The organism is Streptomyces sp. NPDC043427, from assembly GCF_056436655.1.
Genome location: NZ_JBWKCC010000003.1, coordinates 39,665 through 61,309 on the forward strand (window position 1 = coordinate 39,665; position 21,645 = coordinate 61,309).

The following is a 21,645-nucleotide window of genomic DNA, read 5'->3' on the forward strand; positions in this document are numbered from 1 at the left end:
GGGGGGGGGGTGTGCAGGGGCGGACAGACGCACGCTTGGCTCCGGGTTTCTGGGGTGGGGGGGCCGACTCCAGGGGGGGGGGGGGGGGGGACCCCCCCCCCCCCCCCCCCACGCCCTAGCCGGAGAACTCCCCCGACGTCGGTCGGCGCGTCGCCGCCGTCGCCCGGCTGACGTCGGTGACGGGGCGCAGCCGGTAGGTGTAGGAGTAGTCGCGGTTGGCGAACAGCTTGTACTCGTCGTGGGTGTGGGCGCCCCAGCTGTTGTCGCCGCCCACGCCCATCTGACGGTGGTTCAGGCGCAGGACGACCGCGTCACGCGGGGTGAGCTGGTAGTCGTGGCGCACCCCGCTCGACAGGTCCTCCGGGGTGAAGTGCGAGGCGTTGACCTCCAGGAGCGGTTCGCCGGAGACGAGCAGGCCGACGCCGTCGCGGCGGGTCAGCGCGGCCCAGCGGACGTCGGTCTTGTTGCCGTTCTCCTGCGGGCGCAGGTAGGAGGTCCACTGCCCGGCGACGGTGCCGGAGTACACGCCCACGTCGGTGCCGTTGTTGCGGTCCCACATGTTCTCCTCGGGACCCCGGCCGTAGTAGTGCAGGCGGTCCAGGCCGCGCGGCAGGAACAGCAGGGTGCCGACCTCGGGGATGTACGGCAGGCTCGACGCGCCCGGGTGCAGGGTGTTGTCGACCTTGATCTCGCCGTTGCCGAAGACGGTGTACGTGGTGGTGTACGTCGACTCGACGGTGGTCGGCAGTGTGCCGCTGACCTTGATCTCGACGGCCTTGTCACGTAGTGCGCGGACACCCACCTCCGTGACCTTGCGCTGAGCGCCCGCGTCGCGCCACGTCTGGTTGCGGGTGTGCTGGCCGTTGCCCCGGTCGTTGTCGGTGGGTGCCCGCCAGAAGTTCGGCACGGGTCCCGAGGTGATCAGGCGGACGCCTGCGGCCTCGTACGACGTGATGGTGCCGCTGCTCTTGTCGACGGTGACGGTGAATCCCCGGCCCCGGACGGTGACGGTCTTCTCGCCGTCGTCGTGGCGCAGCGCCGGCACGCTCTCCAGCGGTACGGGGGTCACGGCGGGGCTGTTCGCGGCGACGGGGAGTTGCTGTTTGGCCGTCTCGAAGCCGGCCCTGGCCCACTTGGTGGGCTCCTTGGTGGTGAAGGAGAGGTGCAGGAAGTACTCGGTGCCGGGTGCCGGGTTCCTCGGGACCTTGACGGGGACCGTGATGTCCTTGCTGGTCAGCGGTGGGACGTCCAGTTGGTCGCGGCTGAGCCTGCCGTGCTGGACGACCTTGCCGTCGGCGACGAGGGACCAATGGCCGTCGAACTCACGGACGTTGGTGAAGAGGTACTCGTTGGTGAGGGTGACCCGGCCCGAGGTGACGGTGTCGCCGGAGGCGGGCCTGGCGTTGATCGCCTGGTAGATCTGCTTGACCTCGACCGACTTGCCGGTGGCCCCGCGGTCGGCGGTGACGATGCCGTCCCCGGAGAACGCGCCGTCGTTGGGGTTGTCGCCCCAGTCGCCGCCGTAGGCGAGGAACGTCTTGTCGCGGGGCCGCTTCCGGGTGAGGCCGACGGTGGCGGCGTCGAACCAGAACCGCACGCCGTCGTCGCCGGGCCCACGGCTGTCGGAGGCCAGCTCCACGGCGCTCAGCGCGCGGGCGTACACGCGCGCCCGTCGGATGGTGCCGCTGAACTCACGGGTGGGGTTGTCGACGTCGGTGGCCAGAGCCAGCGGCGCGGTGTTGACGGCGGGGCGTTGGGTGGTGGAGCGGGTGGCCCGCACCGAGCCGTCGACGTGGAGGGTCAGCGTGCCGGCCGCCGCGTCGAAGACGCCCGCGATGTGGTGCTCGCGGCCGGTCCAGTCGTCCGGCAGCGCCCAGCTCGCTGTGCTCCACTGGCCGCCGCCGTAGATGAAGAACTCCAGGGTCTTGTTCGTCTGCTTCAGGGCGTACTGGGTGTCGCCCTTGGCGAGGATCGGCTGGTGGTAGCCGGTGACGTGCGGGGTGACCCAGGCTTCCAGGGTGAGCGAGCCGGTGAGGTCGAGGCTCGTGTCTCGGGCGAACACGGTGCCGCCAAAGACGCCCTTGTCGCGGGCGAAAGTGCCGCTGGGGGCGATGACCTCGCCGCTCAGGGCGGCGGGCCCGGACTCGGTGAGCAGCTTGCGCGTCGGGGTGGGCCAGCTCAGGGCCTGGTCGACGAAGTCCCAGATCCAGCCCCCCTGGAGCACGTCGTAACGGCGGACGAGGTCCCAGTACTTCTTGAAGTTGCCGCTGGAGTTCCCCATCGCGTGGGAGTACTCGATCATCACGTACGGCCGGGTGTCGGCGGTGTCCTTCGCCCTCGCCTCGACGCGGGAGGGGCTGTCGTACATCTCGGAGCGGATGTCGCTCATGCCGGGCCGGTCGTCGCCCTCGTACTGGATGACGCGGGTGGTGTCGTAGGAGCGGATCCAGTCGTACATGGCGTTGAATGTGGTGCCGCCGCCCGCCTCGTTGCCGAGCGACCAGATGACCACCGAGGCGTGGTTCTTGTCGCGGTGGACCATGCTCTGGGCACGGGCCACGCACGCCTCGGTCCAGTCGGCGTGGTTGCCGGGATACTCGCTGCGGATGCCGTGGGTCTCGAGGTTGGTCTCGTCGACGAGGTACAGGCCGTACTCGTCGGCGAGTTCCAGCCACAGCGGGTTGTTCGGGTAGTGCGAGGTGCGCACGGTGTTGATGTTCAGCCGCTTGATGATGCCGATGTCCTCGACGAGGTCCGCGCGGGTGAGCGCCGAGCCGTGCGTCGGGTGCATCTCGTGCCGGTTGGTGCCTCTGAAGGAGACCGGTTTGCCGTTGATCCGCATCAGCCCGTCCTTGAGCGCGAACTCGCGCAGGCCGACCCGGTGGGAGAGGGTCTCGACCACCTTGCCGGCGGGGTCGCGCAGGCGGAGCACGGCCGTATAGAGGTACGGGTGTTCGGCCGACCACAGGCGCGGCGCGGGCACGGCCTTCGCGGCCCGGACGGTCGTCTCGTCGCCGGAGTCGAGCGCGACGCTCTGCTGGAGCGGCCGGGACCAGACCGGGTGGCCGCCTGCGTCGTACAGCTGGGTCTCGACGGAGTACCGGCCGGCGCCCTTGCCGCCGTAGTCCCGGACACTGGCGGTGACCGACAGTTCGGCCGCCTTGTAGTCGTCGCTCAGCGGGGTGTCCAGCTTGAAGTCGCGCAGGTGGACCGCCGGTGTGGAGTACAGGTAGACCGAGCGGAAGATGCCGCTCAGGCGGATCATGTCCTGGTCCTCGAGCCAGTCGCCGTCGGAGTAGCGGTAGACCTCGACGGCGATCTGGTTGGTGCCCGGCTTGAGGTGCTGGGTGATGTCGTACTCGGCGGGGTCGTAGGAGTCCTCGTGGTAGCCGACCAACTCGCCGTTGATCCAGACGTAGTGGGCGGACTTGACCCCCTCGAAGTGCAGGAACGTCCGCCTTCCGGACCAGTCGCGCGGGACCGTGAAGGTGCGCCGGTACTGGCCCACGGGGTTGTACCGGGTGGGGGCGGCGGGTGGCTGCGCCTCCTCGCCCAGGCCGTTCGGGCCCCACCACGGGTAGGTGATGTTGATGTAGATCGGACGGTCGTAGCCCTGGAGCTGCCACGCGGAGGGGACGGGGATCGTGTCCCATTCGGTGTCGTCGAGGTCGGTGCGGTGGAAGTCGACGTCGCGGTCGTCGGGCCGGTCGGCGTAGGCGAACTTCCAGGTGCCGTCCAGGCTCAGCCGGTACGGCGAGCGCGTGCGGTCGGCGGCGAGGGCCTGGCCGAGGGTCGCGTAGGGCATCAGGGTGGTGTGCGGCGCCTCGGAGCCCAGCCGGAAGACGTTGATGTGGCCGTTCCACTCCGGGGTCGCGTCGGCCGCCTCGCGCGGGCCGGCCGCGTAGGCCGCGGCGGACGGTCCGGACAGGGCGAGCGCGCCGAGGACGGCGGCTCCGCCCTCGAGGAGACGACGACGGCTGACGGCCGTGGGAGACACGTGCGGGTGTGGCATGTCCGTGACCTTCCTCAGAGCGAACAGAAACGAACTTTCCTGACCGTGGCTCAGTGCGTCTTGTCGAAAAGGAAGTAGGTAAGGCAGTTGATGGCGAGTCAGTTGACTACGGCAGGTGACAGAGGTGTCACCGAGCCAGCCTCACCCTAGGTCTCGATCACAAACGAATCAATGATGCTGTCGGACTTTGTGCGTTCCTGATGGGGCGTTGCGCGTGGGTGACGTACGTCGACCTCTGATCGAGAATTGACGCATGGACACTCAACGGGGTGAGTGGGGCGGATGGCTGCCGCCGTCCGAAGTGCGCAACGTCGTGGTGGACAGCACCGTCGAGTACCTGGTCCAGGTGGGGCACATCCACGGCGATCTCGTGGTGAACCTGCCGTCTCCACGTGAACCGGTCGACCTCGCCGCCGAGGAGTTGGCCCGGGCCGTCCGCGCCCGCTGGTCGGCCGAGGCCGCCGCCTGGCAACTCGGGGACAGCGCCGCACCACTGGCCGTGCGGTGGCTCGCGCGGTGGGCGTCCCCGGCCGAGACCCGGACGGCCGCGCGCAGCGACCGGCTCGGTGACGTGGTCGACACGCTGGTGGCCCTCGATCCGCGCCGGCTCCTCGTCCTGGGCGGGCCCGGTTCCGGCAAGTCCACGCTGCTCGCCATGACTGTCCTGCGGCTGGCCGAGCGTCACCTGGGCGACGTGACCCGTGGTGTCGTCGGCGACCGCTCCACGCCCGTACCGGTGCTGTTGTCGCTGGAGTCGTGGGACGCGGAGCGGGTGTCGTTCCGCGACTGGCTGGTGGGGCGCGTCGAGGACGACCATCCGGGCCTGCCGCGCGTGGCCGGAGAGCACCCGGCCCGCCGCCTGGTCCGCGACGGGCGGATCCTCGCCGTGCTCGACGGCCTGGACGAGTTGCCCGACCACCGGCGGGCCGCCGTCGTCCACGAACTCGACCTCGCACCACGGGAGTCGGGCTTCGTGCTGGCCTCCCGCACGGACGAGTACCGCGCCCTCGATCTGCGTCTGTCCGGCGCGTCCGACCTGGAGGCACTCCCGGTCGGCCCCCGGGACGCGGCCCGCCATCTGCTGCGCACCTCGCCCGACGCACAGCACGAGCGGTGGGGTGAGGTCGTCGACGAACTCGCCGAGCACCCCGGAGGGCCGCTCGCCCAGGCGCTGACAACCCCGCTGATGATCTGGCTGGCCCGCCGCGCCTACGCGAGTCCCCACGCCGACCCGGCACGCCTCACCGACCGCTCCTTGTTACCGACCCGCGAGGCCGTCGAGAACCACCTGCTCGACGAGGCAGTCCCGGCGGCCTTCGCACCCCGCCCACACGACACGGAGCGGCTGCACGCGCCCGGGCGCTGGAACGCGGTGCGGGCGCGGGGCTGGCTGACGTTCCTGGCTCGCGAACTCGATCGGAGGCGTAGCGCCGAGTTCTCGTGGTGGGGGCTGAGAAGGGCGTGGGCACCTCGGCTTCTGGTGGTGCCGACCATGCTGGTCGTGTGCATCGTGCTCGGTGAGTCGGTGCTGAACGTCACCACGTGGGCGCAGGACACATACGGGGACTCGCTGCTTGCGGCGAGCATGTACGAACACACCGACATGTTCGCCGGATTCGTTTTCGGCATGGGCCTGCAACTGGCGACGCAGTTCTGGTTCGGTGACCGGCTCTGGGAGCCGCGGCGGCGGGCCAATCCCTTCAAGGCGGGTGCCGCCCTGAGGTCGGCCTCGCGGGCGGTCTCCCTGCGCAAAGGCCTGGCAGCCGTCGCCGTCGTCGTCGTGCCGACCGGAGGGTTCACGCTGCTGGCCCAGGACAGCTACCAAGCAGACGGGTTCACCGCGCTGTTCGTGCTCAGTTTCGCCGTGCCGGCGCTGGTCATGGCGGTGATCGCCGCCCCGTCGGACACGGTCGACGCCGCCACGCCCGACGACCTGCTCCGGGACGAGCGCCGTACCGCGCTGCTCACCCTGTGCCTTGTCGCTCCTCTGATCGGTGCGGGCGCGGGGGCGCGCGCTCTCCTCGTCGACGACGGGCCGGTGGAGGTGGGGGCGGCTTTCGCGAAGGCCTTCACCGGCGCCGTGATGGTCCTGGTCGTACTCAGTCCCTGGGTGCTGTGGGTGGTCTCCAAGGCGTGGCTCGCCCTCCTGGGCCGGGTGCCCTGGTCGCTGATGGAGTTCCTCCGGGACTCCTACGGGCAGGGGCTGCTCCAGCGGTACGGCGGCACGTATCGCTTCCGGCATCTGCGGCTCCAGGAGCACCTGGCGGGACGCGAGCCGCGGCAGGCGTCGCCTTCGCCCGCCGTCCCGGCGCAACGACAGCAGCCCCTCTCTGTCACGGGCCCCCAGCCGCTCCGACGGCCACCGGCCGACGCGCCGTTGCCCCGCTTGTCCGCGTTGCTCGACAACCCGGCTCCGCTGCACGAGGTGCGCGGCTTCACCGTGGTCTCCACTGCGGAGGCGTATGTCATGGCCGGCCGCAACCGGCGTATGCCGCTGGCCCACTGGCCCTTGTGCGGCGTTTTCATGGTCATCGCGATGCTGCGGCTGGCGACGACCGGCAACTGGGCCACACCTGAGGCGTGGATCAGCGTGGTGTTCTGGCCGGCCTTCGCGCTTGTCCTGAACATCGTCGCGTTCCTGCTGCCGAAGGCCACCGTGGAGCTGCGCATCGACGCCCGGGGGATCGCGGTCCGCGCGGGGCGTCACCGGGCCACGTACGCCTGGCAGGATGTCCTCGCCGTCCGCGTCCAGCAGGTCCACATCCGCGGCCGCAATGCTCGCGTGTACGGCCCGCACGTCCGGCTCAGACCAGGCGCGCCGGAACCGAAGAGGACCTTCCGTGGCCGGGACGGTTGGTACGTCGTGCTCGCGATACACCTGCGCCCGGTCATGCCCCCGGACCTGGTCGAGGCTTTCGTCCGTTTCTCCGGGGGCCGTTGGCAGGGCTGAGACCGGTCCGGTCCCTCAGCGCACCAGTTGGACGACGCCCACGGTGCCGACCACCACGATCAGGCCCCGCAGGACCACCGGGCTGAGTCGGCGGCCCACCGTGGCCCCGATCTGGCCCCCGAGGGCGGAGCCGACGGTGAGGAGGGCGACGGCCGTCCAGTCGAAGTCGGCGACGAAGAGGAAGACGGTCGCGGCGACGGCGTTGACGACGGCGGCGAGGACGTTCTTGACGGCGTTGAGTCGCTGCATGGTGTCGTCGAGGAGTACGCCCATCAGGGACATGTAGATGATTCCCTGCGCGGCGGCGAAGTAGCCGCCGTAGACGCTGGCCAGCGTCAGGCCGACGAGGAGGAGGGGGCCGCCGTCGGGATGGGTGCGGGTGCCGTCGCGTTCACGCCGTCGCCGCAGACGGGTGCTGATGAGGGGCTGCAGGACGACCAGGACGAGGGCGAGGGCCACCAGGACCGGCACGATCCTCTCGAACGCCGTGGCCGGCAGGGCCAGCAGGAGCGTGGCACCCGCGAGGGCTCCGAGGACCGCGCCGGCGCTCAGCTTGAGGATGCGTCGGCGCTGTCCTTCGAGTTCCCTGCGGTAGCCGATGGCTCCGCTGATGGAGCCGGGGATCAGGCCGAGCGCGTTGGACACCGTGGCGGTGACGGGCGGCAGGCCGGTGGCGAGCAGGACGGGAAAGGTGATCAGGGTGCCGGAGCCGACAACGGTGTTGACGGCTCCGGCACCCAGGCCCGCGGCGAAGACGGCGAGCATCTCCGGCGGTGTCACGCTGCCTCGGTGGTCGCGGTGCTCATGATGTTCATGAGGCGAGCATAGGAACCGGATGGTCCGGCGGGCGCCGAATTATCAGCGACCGGACAGCAGCGCCTCCAGTGCCGTCGCCGTGGCGGGGTGGCGGCTGAGCAGGGCCGCGCCCCGTGGTGCGGGCTCCGCCGTCTCCCACGGGTCGTCGCAGCCCAGCAGGTCGGCCACCGCGTCGCACGTGGCGGGGTGAGCGGCGAGCAGCGCCACGCGAGCGACGCCGCCCCCGGGGCGTGCCGGATGCCCGGACTCCGGCTCGGGCACGGCCCGCCAGGGCGGCACCCACGCGTCCAGCGCCGCGAGCCGGCCGGGGAAGATCCGTCCGGCCTCGCGGATGAGCAGCGGCGCGAGTTCGGCGCCCCCGGAGCGCAGGCTCGTGATGAGGGTCGGCAGCCAGGGCAGGAGCACCGGGTCCGGCAGCCGGGCGAACGCGTTCGACACCGCCTCCACGACGAAGTCGGCCAGCGCCGGCACCGGTTCCAGGGCGTGCAGGAAGCCGCTGAGGTAGCGCGGGTAGGCGGGCACCACGAGGGGGTTGCCCAGCAGGTCGTCGCACCGGGTGCGCAGCTGAGCGCGGGAGAGGCGGCCGAGGTGGGTCTGGGCCGCCCACAGCAGCGCCACCTTCGACGGATCCTCGGGGTGCGACTGGGCGACGGCCAGCTCCAGTTGGGTCCGGTCGCAGCCCAGCGACAGAGCGAGGCTCTCCATGCTGAACAGGAAGCCGAGCATGGCCGCGACCTGGCGGACCGTCGCTTCGTCGTCGGTGAACGCCGTCGGCAGCAGGGTGCAGTAGTGCGCGTACCCCGTCTTGACGAAGGACTCGATCCACGCGGGCAGCGCCGGCTCGCTGGTCCGGTAGTACGCCAGCAGGCGACGGGCCCGGCGCAGTACCTCCGGCGCGCCGTCGACGCTGCGTTCGGTCGCGAGGACCTCCAGGGCTCGGGTGCCCAGTTCGTCGGCGAGGCGGCGACTGCGCAGGTACAGGGTGGCATCCTCGACGGCTTCGAGGACGGTCGCCGTGGTGGCCTGGGGGCCGTAGGCCGCGCGGCGCAGACGCTGTTCCAGTACCTGCTCGATGCCGACGCCCTCGTAGCCGAGCTCGATCAGGGCCCGCTGGTGGGTGCCCAGGGCCAGGTCCCACGACTCCTGGATCGGCCGTTCGCCGAGCCGCCGCTCCCCCATGACGGTCCGGGCGGCACCGTGCGGCATCAGGTACTTCAGTATCCACAGCACGTCGGAGCAGCGCTCCAGCTCGGGCCGTCCGGCGATGTCCAGCAGCGCCCGCTGCACACCGCGCTGTTGCAGCTTCAGGCCGAGCGGCGCGAGCCGGTCGTGCACGTCGCGGGCGAGGGGTGGCAGGGCGTCGTAGCCGACCTGCCCGATCCGGTCGCCGCCCATCATGATCTCCACGAGTCGGCGTACATCACGCCGGCCCGGCACGGAGTCCTTCTCGATGCAGGTGACGGCCGCGTCCTGGAAGTCGTACGGCGTCGGCCTGGCGCGGTCGCGCATCCCGGCGAGGAGGATCGACGTCTCGAAGACGGCGATCGCGTCGGCGGTGGAGGCGAGGTAGCCGGCCCGGCGGGCGGCCCGCACGATCTCCACCGACCAGCCGAGCAGTTCGGCCTCGTCCAGACGGTCGAGCGTGGGCGGCATCCGGAGGAAGCCGGACAGCTTGTCGGAGGGAGGGGCGTCCGGTTCGGGCGCGGGCGCCGCCACGGACTTCCGGGGCTTCTTCGTGCCGGCCTGTCCCTCCAGACGGAACGGCTTCACGCTCGTGCGCTTGACGTTCTTCGCCCACACCGTGGCGGCGATCGACACGGATCCGGCGGCGAGGCCGAACTGTGCCTCGATCGCGGCGTGGCTGGACGGGATCAGGCCGTGCTGCCACTTGGTCGCGCTGGGCGGGCTGATCTCGAAGGTGTCGGTGCCGTGCACGCCGAACTCGGCGACGTGGCTGGCCGCGTGGAAGGCGCCGCAGACGTAGAGGCAGTCCTCGGGGTCGGTGCCGGTCGCGGCGAGGTGTTCGCGCATCCGGGTCCACATGTACCGTTCGCGGTCCTCGTCCACGCGCACCCGGTGCGGGTCGCCGGGGGCGAGGCGCCGGAAGAGGCTGCCGATCAGGAGCATCACCTGTCGGTAGGTGTCGTGGTCGCTGTCGCCGAGCGGCAGCTCGACGTACTGGTGCCACCACTCCGACCAGTGCCGCACCCGGCCGTGGCGCAGCAGGTGCTCCTCCAGTTCGGCGAAGCGCGGCCGCAGATCGCCGATCTCCACGCCGACCGCGTCACCGTGCAGGGCCGCCTCCTCCTCGGCGGGGGGTGACTCGGCGGGCGGAGACTCGGCGCCCGGCGCGTCCGGGTCGGCCGGTGCCGTGTCGCGGGCGTCCCACTGGAACACGTGGTCGGAGGAGCGGTCGACGAGGACGAGTTCGACACCCGGGGTGTCGAGTGCGTAGGCGATCGCCTGGTACTCGGCGGACGCCTCGGTGATCGGCGCGACCACCGACAGCGGCGCCCACTCGGCGGGGAGGCCCTCGACCTCGGTCGCGTACGCCTGGACCGCCACCGGAAGCCGGCAGTTGCGCAGTTCGGCCAGGAGCGGGGCCATGTCCTCGCACAGCTCCAGGTAGACGACCTTGGGCTGTTTCTCCCGCAGTCGGCGGGCCATGGCGATGGCGGACGCGGGTGAGTGGTGGCAGACGGGGAAGATCTCGAGCGGTTCGCGCACCGCGCGGTCGACGTCGTCGACGATGCCGAGGAGGATGCCCTCCAGGGCGTCGGGGCCGTCGGCGAAGGCGGAGGCGGCTTCCTGGAGTTGGGCGCGCAGCGCGCCGAAGGTGCCCTCGCTCATGACAGGGTGGCGATCGCGTCGCGGCCGCCCTCCAGGAACTCCGGCCAGGAGCCGCCCTGCTCCTTGCTGCGCGGCTCGACGACGCCGTGCAGGTACTTGTTGAGGATGGCGAGGTCCTCCGGTTCGCGCCGGGCCAGCGAGCCGACGAGCGAGGAGGCGAGGGTGTGGGCGGTCAGCGCCCGTTCGCCGAAGAAGTTGCTGTGCAGGACGGCGTCCTCGAGGACGCCGATCTGCTCGGCGGTGGACAGCGCGGATTCCAGCTTCTCGTCGTCGCTGCCGGCGGCGGCCGCGGAGGCACGCAGGTCGGCGAAGCTCTGCAGCAGCACGTCGAGGAGGGTCGGCGGCACGTCCAGCTCGATCTGGTGACGGCGCAGCAGTTCCTCGGTGCGGAAGCGGACGATCTCCGCCTCGCTTTTCTTGTTGGTCACCACGGGGATGCGGACGAAGTTGAAGCGGCGCTTGAGGGCCGAGGAGAGGTCGTTGACGCCCCGGTCGCGGCTGTTCGCGGTGGCGATGATCGAAAAGCCGGGCTTGGCGAAGACGATGTTGTCGCTGTCACTGTCGCTGCCGAGTTCGGGCACGGAGATGTACTTCTCGGACAGGATCGAGATCAGCGCGTCCTGGACGTCGCTGGTGGAGCGGGTGAGCTCCTCGAAGCGGCCGATCGCGCCGGACTCCATCGCGGTCATGATCGGTGAGGGGATCATCGACTCGCGGGACTGGCCCTTGGCGATGACCATGGACACGTTCCAGGAGTACTTGATGTGGTCCTCGGTGGTCCCGGCCGTGCCCTGTACGACGAGGGTGGAGTTGCGGCTGATCGCGGCGGACAGCAGCTCGGCCAGCCAGGACTTGCCGGTACCCGGGTCGCCGATCAGCAGCAGCCCGCGGTCGGAGGCGAGCGTCACGATGGAGCGTTCGACGAAGCTGCGGTCGCCGAACCACTTCTGGGAGATCTCCCGGTCGAGGCCGTCGGCGCGCTCGGAGCCCAGGACGAACAGGCGGACCATCTTCGGCGACAGACGCCAGGAGAACGGCTTGGGGTTGTCGTCGATGGACTCCAGCCAGTCCAGCTCCTCGGCGTACTTGATCTCGGCGGGGGCGCGCAACAGGTCGGACATGTGAGGGCCTTTCCAAGCGGGTGGGTACGAGAAATGAGCGATCAGGCGAGAGATGTCTTGAGTTCCTGGACGAGCCTGCGGATGTGGCCCGAGATCACCGGTGTGCCGAGGTTCTTGAAGCGTTCGCGGAACCAGGGGTTGACCTCCTGGCGCCCGGAGCTGGTCACCGAGCCGACGGGGATGAACTTCACGCCGGAGCGGTGGACTTCCTCGATGCCCTCGAACAGCGGCTGGGAGCGGTCGAACTCGTAGAAGTCCGAGATCCACACCATCACGGTGTTCTTGGGCTCGGTGATCTTCGGGCGGGCCATGGCCATCGCGACGGGACCGTCGTTGCCGCCGCCGAGGTTGGTGCGCAGCAGCACCTCGAACGGGTCGTTCACCCAGGGAGTGAGGTCGATGGCCCGGGTGTCGTACGCGATCAGGTGGACGTCCACCTTCGGCAGTCCCGCGAAGATCGAGGCGAGGATGGTGCAGTTGACCATCGAGTCGACCATGGAGCCCGACTGGTCGACGACCACGATCAGCCGCTGCGGTGTCGTCTTGCGGGCGGTGTGGCGGTAGTAGAGGCGGTCGACGTAGAGCCGTTCCTCCTCCGGGCTCCAGTTGGTGAGGTTCTTCCAGATGGTGCGGTCGAGGTCCAGATTGCGGAAGACCCGCTTGGGCGGGACCGACCGGTCGACGGCGCCGACCGTGGCCTTCTCGACCTGGGTGCGCAGCACGTCGGCGACCTCGTCGACGAAGCGGCGGATCAGGGCCTTGGCGTTGGCGAGGGCCACCCCCGAGAGGTTGTTCTTGTCGCGCAGCAGTTGCTCGATGAGCGACATGCTGGGGGTGAGTTTGGCGGCGAGCTTCGGATCGGCGAGTACCTCGCGCAAGTGCATGCGCTTGACGAGGTCGGCCTCGATGTTCCCGAGCTCCGGGCCGATCGCCGGGATCAGGTTGCTCAGGTCGGGGTTATCACCGCGGCCGCCGGTCGTGGTCGTGTCGGGGCCCCTGCCGTGGCTGTTGCCGCCGGAGCGGCCGCCGCGGAGTTCGCCCGGGCGGCAGCCGAGGGCGCGCTCCAGCCAGCCCGCGTCGGACTGCCAGCGGGAGAGCTGTCCGGCGGTGACCGTGCCGTTGCCGGTGGCGAAGACGTTGAGCAGCACCTTCGACACGAGTGCGGCGCGGCGCACCTCGGCGGCGCGGTCGCGTGGGCTGTCGGCATCGGCGTCGTCCGCCTCGGGGACCATCAGGCCGTCGAACTCGGCGGCCAGATCGGGGTGGCGCTGCACGATCGAGTCGACGGAGGTCTGCGGGTCGAGCAGCGCGGGGGGCAGGCCGATGTCCTCGACGACGGCGAGGCTCGCCGCTTCCAGGGTGGTCTGTTCGTCGGAGTCGAAGAGCCGGGAGAGCAGTCGCCAGTAGAGGACCTGGCGGCGGTTGGCCTCGGGGTTCGCCTCGGGTGTCTGTGGTGCCTCGGGTGTCTGTGGCGTGTGTGTCACTTTCGCAGCAGCCTTCCCGCGCGCTCCCGCAGCACCGCGACGGCGTCGGTGGCGGCCTTCTCGGCCTTGACGCCGGCCTTGTCGGTGGTGCCTCCGGCCCACGCGCCGGCGTGGAGGGCGACGGTCTTCTTCCGCACGGTGGTCTCCACCGCGAGCGGCTGGACGGTGTACGCCCCGTCGTCCCAGCGGAGCAGACCGATGCACGCGGTCGACGCGGCGACGGCTTCCGGAGTCAGCGGTCCCGCGATCGGGACGCGGTCGGTGTCGACGGCGAGCGGCGGGTGTCCGGCGAGGGTGAACGTCAGGGCGCCGCCGTCCTGGTGGGCCGTGTAGCCCTCCAGGAGCACGGGGACGGCGATGCGTGCCGGGTGCCGGTCCAGGGGTGCGGTCGGCGGGGCGGTCGCGGTCGCCAGGGCGACGCGGGCGGTGGCGAAGGCGTCGGCCGGCTCGCCGGGGCGAGCGTGCTCGTCGCTCCAGACCAGGTCGCCCTCGGCGGTGATCGGCATGTCGGTGAGGTCCATGGAGAGGCCCTCACCGGCGGCCGCGAGGAGCGACAGGTGAGGCCGGAGCAGTTGCCAGACGCCGGCTGCGACGACCGTGTCCGGCTTCGGCACGGCGACGCCGGCCCGCACCAGGCGGGGCGCGGTGCCGTCGGCGGGCTCGAACACGGCGTGGACCTGGGCCTGTGCGGCGGTGGCGTGTTCGTGCAGGTCGACACCGAGGGGCAACAGGCGGCCGGTGGCGGTGGTGATGCCGGTCGCGGCCGGGGCGGCGGCGCCGGGCAGGGTCAGCAGCATCGCGCGGGACCACAGGTCGGCCCAGCGGCGGGCCGGGATCCGCTCCAGGGTGGCGCCGGGGCAGGACGCGGCGAGTTCCGCGGCGAAGCCGTCGAGGAGGGTCGCGAGACGGCGCAGGGCCGGGTCGGGCAGCATCGCGGAGACGATCTGCGCGGCTCCGGAGACCGTGTCGTGGTCCATGCCCTGCCATCCCGCGCGCGCCAGGTCCGACAGCCAGGAGCGGGCGGCGGCCAGCAGGTTGGCCGGCTGCCGCTCGACGGGGGGCGGGGCGTTCTCCTCCTCCCGGCCGCGGCCCGTGATCTCGTCGACCCGGACCATGAGGGCGTCGTGGACGGAGCCGAGCAGGGCGCCGCGGGCCGCGGCGAGGGCGACGAAGTGGTCCTCGCCGGCGGCTCCGGCAGCCGCCTTCTCGGCGGCCTCGGCGACCCGGGCGGCCAGCGGCGTGCCCGTGACGGCGTGGGCGAGCCGGGTCAGGTCGGCGGCCTGGGCGGGCTGGGGGCGGAGCAGTCCGGCGACGAGGGCCCGGTCGAAGGCGTCGACGGCCGCGAGGGCTTCGTCCAGTCCGGCGACGGTCTCGGTCTGCGTGAGCGGTTCCGCGCGCTCCCCCACGCTCGGATCGAGCTCGCCCGGGGTCACCTCCATGGTGACCGCCCTGGTCGGCGGGAAGAACTGCATCTCCGGCAACGGTGCGGTGGTCGGGGCGAGTTCGAGGTAGGCGAGGTGGCGCAGGAACCGGCTGAACACGGTGGCGGCCGCCTTGGAGTCGGCCGGTGACGGGCGGGTGCCGGTCATCGCCTGGGTGAGGTCCGGCGCGCTCGGCTCCCCGTCCGTCGCCTCCACCCGCAAAGAGCGGGCGACGCGCTGACCGCCGTACTGGAGCACCGCCTCGGTGACCAGGGCGCGGATGTGGTTGCAGAAGCCGCCGCGGGCGCCGCCGCAGGGGCGGTTGTTGTTGGTGCTGCACGCGTACGCGTAGGTCCCGGCCGCGACCGACGAGACGTAGACGCGCTCGATGTCCGAACCGCTGGACACCACGCCCTGGAGGCGTCCGTCGGCCAGTTCGACGAACGGCACCTTGGCCAGCTTCCGTGGCCGCGCGGGTGGGATCACCCGGGCGGTGCTCGACTTCTCCCAGTCCGACAACGCACCATCTCCTTCGCGCCAGCAGGGGTCCACAAAGAGACCCTTGAAAAGGGGTCCGAATGGGGATCGTCCCGCCACGTCGGAGGGACATGAAAGAACCTACCGGCGACCACTGACAATGCCGCTGACCTGCGGTTTTCGAGCCAATGCCACAGGAGTGCCCTTCAGCGGCTACACGCTGGTGAGGAGTTGGGGCGCGAGCTGCTTGATCATGGTGTTGGTCCAGCGGAGCTGACGCAGTGTCCGCGGGTGGCAGGAGCTCGCCAGCTCGATGAGCCGGTCGTCGCGGAGGGCCTGGGCCGCCTGGGCGAGCATCTCCCAGTACAGGGAGGTGCGGGTGGCGGCCAGGTGCAGGTCGCGCAGGTCGTTCAGGAGGAGCAGGCCGGCCTCGGGGCGGCGGCCCAGGGCTTCGGCGGCCTTCTCGCGCAGGAGGGCCAGGGCGCCGGGTGAGGGATCGTCCTGGGGCCCCGGGAGGTCGAGGTCGTAGTGGCGTCCCGTCTCGGCGATCCGGCCGCTGTGTTCGCGGGACCAGCGGGCGAGGTCGACGCAGACGTGGTGGATCTCGTGGTCGGCGCGGTGACGTGCGGACACCGTCAACAGGTCGTGCTCCAGGGCGCGTTCGCCGTCGTGCAGGGCGGTCGGCGTGCGGGTGGCTCCGGTCATGTCCGGCTCTCCCCGGTCTCGGTTCCGGCCCGCCCGGCGAGGCTCTCGCGGCGGGCGACGAGCGTGACGCGGGCCGCGCACGTCTTGAACAGCGGCTGCTTGGAGGCCGGGTCCCAGTCGCTGATCGTGGTCTCGTTGGCGGCCCGCCCGGCGCCCGCGTCGCCGGGACGCCATCCGCCGGGTGTGTCCCAGTAGCCGTAGTGGAACGGCACGAACACCACGCCGTCGCGTACCGCCGTCGTCCGCAGCCGGGCGCGGATCGCCCCGCGGGGTGTGCTGATCCGTACCAGGTCTCCGTCGGACAGCCCCTGGGCGGCGGCCTCTGCGGGAGAGAGTTCGGCCCAGACGTCGGGGGCGGCGGCGTTGAGCTCGGGGACACGGCCGGTCTTCGTACGGGTGTGGAAGTGGTGGACCGTACGGCCGGTGATCAGCTGGAGGGGGAAGTCGTCGGAGGCGTCCTCGGGCAACGGCACGTACTCCGCCGCCTTGATGAGCGCCTTGCCGTCCGGATTGAGGGAGCGGTACTCGACGGCCTCCGCGGCTGCCCCCGTGACCAGGTCCTTGCCGTAGCTCTCGCAGGTGTCGGGGTGGGCGAAGGGGAAGCCGTCGGTGTAGAGGCGGGCGGTGCCGTCAGGTGCCTCGCAGGTGCAGGGCCACTGGATGCCGTCGCTATGGCGCAGCCGGTCGTGGTCGAGCCCCGTGTAGTCGCAGGGGCGGCCGGCGCTGCACCGCTGCCACGCGGCGAAAGCGCTCGGCGGATCGTGCCACTTGATCAGCGGGGCGCCGTCCTTGTCCCGGAAGTCCATGCGGGCCGCGTAGTCGAGGAAGATGTCGAGGTCCGCCCGCGCCTGCCCGGGCGGTTCGACGGCTTTCTCCGACAGGTGCACGGTGCGGTCTGCGTTGGTGAGGGCGCCCGTCTTCTCGCCCCAGGTGGCCGCGGGCAGGACCACGTCGGCCACCTGGGCGGTCTCGGTCAGGAAGAGGTCCTGGACGACGAACAGTCGTTCCTGGGACAGGATGGAGCGGATCCGGGACAGCTCCGGCAGGGAGACGGCCGGGTTGGTGCCGGTGATCCACAGCATCCGGATCGAGCCCTGCTCGGCGTAGCGGAACATCTGCATGGCGTGGGTGGGTGGCCCGTAGTGCGGGATGGTCTGCGGGGTGACGTTCCAGAGGTCGGCGAGTTCGGCGACGTGCTGGTCGTTCTGCCAGTTCCGGAAGCCCGGCAGGTCGCCGTCCGTGCCGCACTCCCTGGTGTTCTGCGCGCTGGGCTGGCCGTTCATCTGAAGCACGCCGCAGCCGGGGCGGCCCAGCATGCCGCGCAGGAGATGCAGGTTGTTCACCTGCACGGCGGCCGCGGTGGCCTGGTGGGACTGGTAGACGCCCTGCAGGACCGTCGACAGCAGGCGCTCGGCGCCGCCGATGACCTCCGCGGCCCGCTGGATCGCCGGCGCGGGCACGTCACAGATCCGGGAGGCCCAGCGCGGGGTGCACGCCTCGACGCCGGCCGCCAGTTCCTCGAAGCCGAGGGTGTTCCGCTCGACGTACTCCCGGTCGGTGCGGCCGGTGCGGATGAGCTCGTGCAGGAGGGCGTTGAGCAGCGCGAGGTTGGTGCCCGGGCGCGGGGCGAGGTGGACGTCGGCCCGCCGGGCCACCGGGGTGAACCGGGGGTCCACACAGACCAGCCGGGGCGGTCGGGGGCCGTCGAGGCGGTCGAGGACCCGCATCCACAGCACGGTCTGGGTCTCGGCCATGTTGTGTCCGAACAGGGCGATGACATCGGCGTGGTCGATGTCCTCGTACGATCCGGGCTGCCCGTCGCTGCCGAACGACTGCTTCAGTGCCTCGCCGGCGGTGGCGGTGCACAGGCGGGTGTTGCCGTCCAGGTGGTGGGTGCCGAGGCCGGCACGGGCGAGCACGGCGAGGGCGTAGTACTCCTCCAGGAACAGCTGCCCGGTCGTGTAGAAGCCGATGGAGCCGGGACCGCGCTCGTCCAGCAGCTCCCTGCTGCGGCTCACGATCCGGTCCATCGCGGTGGGCCAGTCGCACTCCGTCAGGCGTCCGTCCTCGCGGACGAGCGGCCGCGTGAGGCGGTCCGGGGAGCCGTTCGCCTGCCACCCGTACAGGTCCTTGGGCCCCAGCCGGCCGCGGTTGACCCGGTTGGCGGCCCTGCCCCGCACACCGACGATCCCTCCCTCCCGTACGGCGATGTCCATGGCGTCGCCGTTCGAGTGAAGCAGCGAGGCGGACCGCACCCAGCGCTCCACGTCCCCCTCGGCCACCCCGGACGCCAGGTGGACGTCGGTGCGGGCGGGCCAGGGGGGCCGGAGGCATAGAGCGTACGGGCTCCCCACGGGGCGTCGATGCGGTCGGGGTGCTGGACGCGGTCGGGGCGGTCGTTCACCGCGCACCTCCGAAGGTAGGTATCTGGAAGCGGCAGCGTTCCGAGGTCCCCCCGTCAGGTGCTTTCAAGCCTCCGTCCTCATTGTGCGAAGGCCCGCACCCGTGCGCGACTCACGTCGGCGCGGTGTTAGCCCGTGGAGCGCGGGGGCACTCGGGGCCCTGGTGGCTCCGCTCGGAGTCGCCGCGTACAGGCTGGAGGTGAAGGACATGGGTCACGGTGGAAACGTCATCGACGAGTTGATGACCGATCACCGCGAGGTCGAGGAGTTCTTCGGCCGGATCGAAGCGCTGCCGTCCGGTCACAAGGACCGCAAGCTCCACGCGGACCAGGCGACCATGGAACTGGTGCGGCACTCGGTGGCCGAGGAGGCGTACCTCTACCCTGCCGTACGGGAGCATGTGGCGAACGGGGACGCCATGGCCGACAGGGAACTCGAGGATCACGCGAAGGCCGAGCAGATCATGAAGGATCTGGAGGGCTGCGACGCCGACGACCCCGAGTTCGACCGGCTCATCGGCATGCTGATGTCGGAGATCCGCGCGCACGTGGCCGACGAGGAGCAGAACCTCTTCCCGATGCTGCGGGCCTCCTGCCCGCCGGACGCGCTCGACAAGCTGGGCGACAAGGTCCGCCAGGCGAAGAAGGTGGCCCCCACCCGTCCGCACCCCGCCGCCCCCGACAAGCCGCCGGCCAACAAGCTGCTGGCGCCGGGTGCCGGGCTGGTCGACCGGGTCCGTGACGCCCTGTCGGGGCGGGGCAAGACGGACTGACGCGGCGCGGGGCGCCCACGCCGACGCGCGAGGAAGGCACGCCGCCATTCATGGGCCCGTCGGGACACCCGACGGGCCCAAGGCTGTCCTGCGTCGGAGCGTCGCCGGCTGTCCCAGGTCAGGCGATGAGCGCGCGGCCCGGCCCGAGGCGGTCGACGAGCTGGGTCTGGTGGAGGCCGGCCACGGGGGCGAGGAGGTCGGGGTGGCGCAGCAGTACGGCCGCCTGCCGGTCGCGCTCGTCGGGTGCGACCAGGCGCCGGAACTCGGCGGCGGCGTCGGTGCTGTGGCCGTCCTCGGCCAGCGCGGCCAACGCGAGATCCGCCAGTTCGGGGTCGGTGAGCAGGCAGGCCGCCCAGCTCGCCACGACCTCGTCCACCCAGGTGCGCCAGGCGGAGTCCTCGTCGTCCACGGTTTCCCCGGCCGCGTCGGCGCCGCTGATCCAGTCGAGCCGCGCGGAGCCTCCTGGGCCCGCCATCCCGACCAGCGCGGCGTCCATCGCTGTCGGGTAGCGCAGCCACGCCGCGACCGTCACGGCCTGGCGGGCCTGCGCCTCGCACAGGGCCGAGGCGAGGGCGCCGCCGCTGGCCGGGTAGGCGCACGTGAGCCAGTGCGCTGTCGCTGCGATGACCGGGGAGAGTGCTGCGAGCAAGCTGGGCCGTCCGGGGTACTGCGGGAACAGGGGTTCCGAGAACGGTAGCTTTCGGGGCGGGTACGGGAACATGGCCTGGCGCCCGTCACCTGCGTGCTTTCGGCCACATGCGGGGGTCTGACGGTGGTGTGCCCGGTGCGGGTCGGCTGGGGCCTGTCGCGCCCGCGCGGCGGAGCCGCACATCGATACAGCCCCGCGCCCTGGGTGTGCCGATCACGGGGCGAGGTCAGGCGGGCGTGCGGTCCGCCGCTCGCAGGGTGTAGACGTGGAATGCCCTGCCTATGACCGGCTGGGCCACGTTGCGGACCTTGACTCCGCCGCTGGTCATGCCGTGTTCCGTGCCGGCGTGGGCGTGGCCGTGGACCGCGAGGTCGGCGCCGGCGGTGTCGATGGCCTCCGCCAGGAGGTAGCTGCCGAGGAAGGGGTAGATCTCCAGGGGTTCGCCGGCGAGGGTGTCCTCCACCGGGGAGAAGTGGGTCAGGGCGATCCGCACGTCGCAGCCCTCCTCGTCCTGGCCCAGGGCCTCGAGGGATTCGCGCAGGGCGTCAGCCTGCCGGCGTGAGTACCTGACGAACTCCTTCATGATCGGCTCGCCGAACTCGCCGGCGCACCGGCCGACGAAGCCGCCGCCGAAGCCCTTGGTGCCGGCCACGCCGATGCGTTTGTTCCCGCTGGTCACGACCGTGCCCCGGCCCTCCAGAACGGTCGCGCCCGCCTCCTGGAGGATGGCGACGACCTCGTCGGGGCGGTCGTCGTGGTGGTCGTGGTTGCCCAGGACCGCGACGACCGGGACCGCCAGGTCCTTGATCTCCCGAGCGACCACCCGCGCCTCGTCGGGCGTGCCGTGCCGGGTGAGGTCCCCGGCGAGCAGCAGGATGTCGGCGCACTCGGGCAGGGTCTCGAACGAGGGGCGCAGTACGCCCTCGCTCTCGGGACCCATGTGGATGTCTCCGACGGCTGCGACCCTGATCACGCCAGCTCCTCCGAATGGTCGGGCGACGCGGCGTCCGCGACGAGCAGGTCGCTGTGCACCGGGAATCCGGCCAGCTCGTCGCGGGCCGCGCGCAGGACGTCGTCGCGGCACTGCGCGGACGGCACGGTGCCGGTCAGCAGGACGGCCTCGCCGCGGGCCTCGACGCGTACGCCCAGTTCGCCGAGGGGGCCGGCGGCCAAGTGGTCGGCGAGGTGCGCGACGCGGTACACGAGGTTCTCCGGAGCGCCGGAGGGATGCTCGGCGCCGTGGTGGCTCATGACTGCTCCTTCTGCGGGGCGATGACGTTCAGGCGTTCCAGAAGGAAGAGGAAGGCCGCGGGCATGGGCTCGTCGCCGCAGGTCCCGCGCACCTGCGGCCAGTCGACCTTCTCGCGCAGCGCGCGGGCCACGGGGAGCACGGCGCCGAAGTCGCAGTGGTGTTCGGAGAAGGCGGCGATCAGGCTGCCGACCAGGTCGGTCGGCGACAGCACGGGCATGCGCACCGAGTCGACGGGGATGTCCTGGGCGCGGGTGAGCATCTCCGTGGTGACCGGCCGGTGGGCCAGTTCGAAGATGATGTCGATGGCCTGGCCGAAGCAGGTCGTCTTCAGTAGCCAGTCCTCCGGCGGTGTGCACACCTCCAGGCCGGCGTCGCGCAGGGTGGCCGCGACCGTTTCGGCGTCCTCGGGGCGGACGCAGAAGTCGGCGTCGTGCTGCAGGTTCGTGCTGCCGCCATGTGCGTGGACGGCGACGCTTCCGGCCAGGGCGAAGAGGTGCCCGTCCCGTTTCAGCAGGGCGCCGATCTGCTTGGCCGCCTCCAGGATCGCCTGGTGACGGTCCTGGGGCAGGCTCTGCCCTTGTGTCTCTTGTGTCTCCTGTGTCTCCTGGGGCAGGCTCCGTTCCCGCGTGGGCGGGGTGGGGTGGGGCGGCTGTTCCGGACTCCGCGTCGCCGGCCGGAGCTCCCGGTCTTCCGGGCGCCTGGCGAGCGTCGTGTCCTCCCCGTGCTGCGTCATG

General features: G+C 71.4%; 13 protein-coding genes and 2 pseudogenes. 2 read left to right on the plus strand and 13 right to left on the minus strand.

From position 1 onward, the window contains the following. Positions 1-115 precede the first annotated feature (115 nt). Complete coding sequence (locus AC067M_RS07500; protein ID WP_478696048.1) at positions 116-4,012, minus strand: glycoside hydrolase family 2 TIM barrel-domain containing protein; 3,897 nt, start codon at positions 4,010-4,012, stop codon at positions 116-118. A gap of 253 nt (positions 4,013-4,265) precedes the next feature. Between AC067M_RS07500 and AC067M_RS07505 the strand changes: the two genes are divergently transcribed. Further along, positions 4,266-6,962, plus strand: a complete 2,697-nt coding sequence (locus tag AC067M_RS07505) for an NACHT domain-containing protein (protein ID WP_478696049.1) — start codon at positions 4,266-4,268, stop codon at positions 6,960-6,962. A 15-nt stretch (positions 6,963-6,977) separates the two neighbouring features. On the opposite strand, the gene AC067M_RS07510 is transcribed toward AC067M_RS07505, so the two are convergent. From AC067M_RS07510 to AC067M_RS07545, 8 genes and pseudogenes are all read right to left on the minus strand, one after another. Next, positions 6,978-7,727 (minus strand): sulfite exporter TauE/SafE family protein, encoded by a 750-nt coding sequence (locus tag AC067M_RS07510; RefSeq protein ID WP_478696421.1) that lies wholly within the window; start codon positions 7,725-7,727, stop codon positions 6,978-6,980. 93 nt (positions 7,728-7,820) lie between these two features. Continuing rightward, a complete protein-coding gene (locus tag AC067M_RS07515; protein ID WP_478696050.1) occupies positions 7,821-10,628 on the minus strand; it encodes a DUF5682 family protein in 2,808 nt (935 codons plus the stop codon). Continuing rightward, positions 10,625-11,749: an ATP-binding protein gene (locus AC067M_RS07520; protein ID WP_478696051.1), complete on the minus strand. Its 1,125-nt coding sequence runs from the start codon at positions 11,747-11,749 to the stop codon at positions 10,625-10,627. Before AC067M_RS07520 ends, AC067M_RS07515 begins: the two co-directional genes overlap by 4 nt. A 41-nt stretch (positions 11,750-11,790) precedes the next feature. Then, positions 11,791-13,233, minus strand: a complete 1,443-nt coding sequence (locus tag AC067M_RS07525; protein ID WP_478696052.1) for a VWA domain-containing protein — start codon at positions 13,231-13,233, stop codon at positions 11,791-11,793. After that, a complete protein-coding gene (locus tag AC067M_RS07530) occupies positions 13,230-14,672 on the minus strand; it encodes a hypothetical protein (protein ID WP_478696422.1) in 1,443 nt (480 codons plus the stop codon). The genes AC067M_RS07525 and AC067M_RS07530 overlap by 4 nt, the downstream gene beginning before the upstream one ends. 3 nt (positions 14,673-14,675) lie before the next feature. Next, positions 14,676-15,173: pseudogene (locus AC067M_RS07535) on the minus strand (hypothetical protein); the annotation flags it as partial. 171 nt (positions 15,174-15,344) lie between these two features. Beyond that, positions 15,345-15,836 (minus strand): hypothetical protein, encoded by a 492-nt coding sequence (locus tag AC067M_RS07540; RefSeq protein WP_478696053.1) that lies wholly within the window; start codon positions 15,834-15,836, stop codon positions 15,345-15,347. Next, positions 15,833-18,240 (minus strand): annotated as a pseudogene (locus tag AC067M_RS07545) (molybdopterin oxidoreductase family protein). Before AC067M_RS07545 ends, AC067M_RS07540 begins: the two are co-directional and overlap by 4 nt. A gap of 206 nt (positions 18,241-18,446) precedes the next feature. Here AC067M_RS07545 and AC067M_RS07550 point away from each other — a divergent pair. Continuing rightward, positions 18,447-19,010: a hemerythrin domain-containing protein gene (locus AC067M_RS07550; protein WP_478696054.1), complete on the plus strand. Its 564-nt coding sequence runs from the start codon at positions 18,447-18,449 to the stop codon at positions 19,008-19,010. Between the two features lie 118 nt (positions 19,011-19,128). Here AC067M_RS07550 and AC067M_RS07555 read toward each other — a convergent pair whose 3' ends face one another. The 4 genes from AC067M_RS07555 to AC067M_RS07570 form a co-directional block, all read right to left on the minus strand. After that, positions 19,129-19,659, minus strand: coding sequence for a hypothetical protein (locus tag AC067M_RS07555; protein WP_478696055.1), 531 nt, complete (start codon positions 19,657-19,659; stop codon positions 19,129-19,131). A 226-nt stretch (positions 19,660-19,885) separates the two neighbouring features. Beyond that, on the minus strand, positions 19,886-20,632 hold the full coding sequence (locus AC067M_RS07560; RefSeq protein WP_478696056.1) for a metallophosphoesterase family protein: 747 nt from the start codon (positions 20,630-20,632) through the stop codon (positions 19,886-19,888). Continuing rightward, the gene (locus AC067M_RS07565; protein ID WP_478696057.1) at positions 20,629-20,910 is read right to left on the minus strand and encodes a BON domain-containing protein; all 282 of its coding nucleotides are present in this window, start codon (positions 20,908-20,910) and stop codon (positions 20,629-20,631) included. Before AC067M_RS07565 ends, AC067M_RS07560 begins: the two co-directional genes overlap by 4 nt. Further along, complete coding sequence (locus AC067M_RS07570) at positions 20,907-21,644, minus strand: nucleotidyltransferase family protein (RefSeq protein ID WP_478696058.1); 738 nt, start codon at positions 21,642-21,644, stop codon at positions 20,907-20,909. Before AC067M_RS07570 ends, AC067M_RS07565 begins: the two co-directional genes overlap by 4 nt. Position 21,645 lies beyond the last annotated feature (1 nt).

What these genes read in the sequence shown, in the direction of transcription:
- AC067M_RS07500 (WP_478696048.1), bottom strand. Translation starts at nt 4,012, where the DNA reads ATGCCACACCCGCACGTGTCTCCCACGGCCGTCAGCCGTCGTCGTCTC.
- AC067M_RS07505 (WP_478696049.1), top strand. Translation starts at nt 4,266, where the DNA reads ATGGACACTCAACGGGGTGAGTGGGGCGGATGGCTGCCGCCGTCCGAA.
- AC067M_RS07510 (WP_478696421.1), bottom strand. Translation starts at nt 7,727, where the DNA reads ATGCTCGCCGTCTTCGCCGCGGGCCTGGGTGCCGGAGCCGTCAACACC.
- AC067M_RS07515 (WP_478696050.1), bottom strand. Translation starts at nt 10,628, where the DNA reads ATGAGCGAGGGCACCTTCGGCGCGCTGCGCGCCCAACTCCAGGAAGCC.
- AC067M_RS07520 (WP_478696051.1), bottom strand. Translation starts at nt 11,749, where the DNA reads ATGTCCGACCTGTTGCGCGCCCCCGCCGAGATCAAGTACGCCGAGGAG.
- AC067M_RS07530 (WP_478696422.1), bottom strand. Translation starts at nt 14,672, where the DNA reads ATGGAGGTGACCCCGGGCGAGCTCGATCCGAGCGTGGGGGAGCGCGCG.
- AC067M_RS07540 (WP_478696053.1), bottom strand. Translation starts at nt 15,836, where the DNA reads ATGACCGGAGCCACCCGCACGCCGACCGCCCTGCACGACGGCGAACGC.
- AC067M_RS07550 (WP_478696054.1), top strand. Translation starts at nt 18,447, where the DNA reads ATGGGTCACGGTGGAAACGTCATCGACGAGTTGATGACCGATCACCGC.
- AC067M_RS07565 (WP_478696057.1), bottom strand. Translation starts at nt 20,910, where the DNA reads ATGAGCCACCACGGCGCCGAGCATCCCTCCGGCGCTCCGGAGAACCTC.
- AC067M_RS07570 (WP_478696058.1), bottom strand. Translation starts at nt 21,644, where the DNA reads ATGACGCAGCACGGGGAGGACACGACGCTCGCCAGGCGCCCGGAAGAC.